The sequence below is a fragment of the Bradyrhizobium sp. Mp27 genome (assembly GCF_029953005.1).
Classification (GTDB): Bacteria; Pseudomonadota; Alphaproteobacteria; order Rhizobiales; family Xanthobacteraceae; genus Bradyrhizobium; species Bradyrhizobium barranii.
On record NZ_JASAUS010000464.1, the window covers coordinates 1 to 1,672 of the forward strand.

The 1,672-nt window shown below is 58.8% G+C and carries 1 protein-coding gene and 1 pseudogene; one reads left to right on the forward strand and one right to left on the reverse strand.

Going from position 1 to position 1,672, the window contains the following annotated elements; translation table 11 throughout:
• Positions 1–205 precede the first annotated feature (205 nt).
• Positions 206–1,543, forward strand: a complete 1,338-nt coding sequence (locus QJT78_RS50935) for an IS701 family transposase (protein WP_080586955.1) — start codon at positions 206–208, stop codon at positions 1,541–1,543.
• Between the two features lie 33 nt (positions 1,544–1,576).
• Here the strand turns inward: QJT78_RS50935 and QJT78_RS50940 are convergent.
• Positions 1,577–1,672: pseudogene (locus tag QJT78_RS50940) on the reverse strand (IS5/IS1182 family transposase); the annotation flags it as partial.

A 1,672-nucleotide genomic window follows, 5' to 3' on the forward strand; every position in this document is an offset into this window, starting at 1 on the left:
TCAACGCATACAACGACAGAGCCGAGCCCTTCGTCTGGACCAAGAAAAAGGTCCGTCAACGCCGTTTCAAAGGCCGCCGTATCACTCAGCTCTGATTCCGGGTACTAGCACTACTTTGGCAGATTTTGGCGATTAATCGGCGAAATTGGATTCCCGAATTGGATTTTCAATGATTCATGGGTGGTCGGCTTTTGGAGGGCCGACCATGGTGAACACGACGCCGAAGTGGGAAGACAAGCTTGGACGCTGGCTCAAGCCATTCCTGGATCGCTTGGGTCACAAGGCTCGGCGACGGATGTGTCCGCTTTATATCTCGGGACTGATTGGACCAGGCGATCGCAAGAGCGTCCAGCCGATGGCGGCGCGTCTGGCACCGGGTGACTATGACCAGTTGCACCACTTCATCGCTGATGGCGTCTGGGATGCGACGCCATTGGAGTCGGAATTGCTGGTTCAGGCCGATCGCCTGGTCGGCGGCAAAGATGCGGTGCTGGTCATCGACGACACCGCGATGCCGAAGAAGGGCGATCGTTCGGTTGGTGTCGCTCCGCAATATGCCTCGTCTCTCGGCAAGACGGCCAATTGCCAAACATTGGTGTCGCTGACGCTTGCGCGAGGTGAAGTGCCGGTAATGGTGGCATTACGTCTCTTCGTTCCCGAGAGTTGGACGAGTAATCCGGTGCGTTTGAAGCGCGCCGGTGTTCCAGTCGAGCATCGCGCAGCGCGAACCAAGCCAGAGATCGCGCTGGCCGAGATTGATCGCGTGATCGCAGCCGGTGTTCGCTTCGGCTGTGTGCTGGCAGATGCTGGATACGGTCTCAGCGCGCCGTTCCGTCAGGGGCTCACGACACGCGGCCTGGCCTGGGCCGTCGGTATCCCTCGTCACCAGAAGGTTTATCCGGTCGGGGTTAAACTGATCTGGCCGGTCGCCGGTCGAGGTCGTCCCCGCAAGCGGCACATTCCCGATGTATTGTCGACGGCGGCCGAAGACATGCTGGCCAATGCCAAGTGGCAAAATGTGAGTTGGCGAAACGGGACCAAGGGCCGGCTGGAAGCTCGCTTCGCCGCGGTTCGCGTGCGGACCGCTGATGGACCTCCGCAGCGGATCAAGGACATGGGCCAGCAGCATCTTCCGGGGGACGAAGCCTGGCTCATCGGTGAACACAGGGCGTCGGGAGAGAAGAAGTATTATCTCGCCAATCTGCCGACCAGAACGGACCTGCGCACGTTAGCTGCCACGATCAAAGCCCGATGGATTTGCGAACAGGCCCATCAGCAGTTGAAAGAGGAACTGGGGCTCGATCACTTCGAGGGACGGTCCTGGCAAGGCCTCCATCGTCATGCTCTTATGACCATGATCGCTTATGCATTCCTCCAGTATCGCCGTCTCGCACAAGCGGGACGGAAAAAAAAGAATCAGCGGTCCTCCGCCTCAACCGAGCCTGCCGGCCGTGCGCCAAGCCATCGTCGAACTCATCGTTCGACCACGACCTCAGCGATGCCCGTACTGCAGAAGACAAATCGGCGAAAAGCAACGGCGTGAATAGATCTGCCAAAGTAGTGCTAGGGTCCAGACTCAATTGAGCCAATATGCGACGAGAGCGGCGAGATGAACAGCGGCCAAAAAATTACGGGCGAGCTTGTCATATCGCGTGGCGATGCGCCGGAAGTC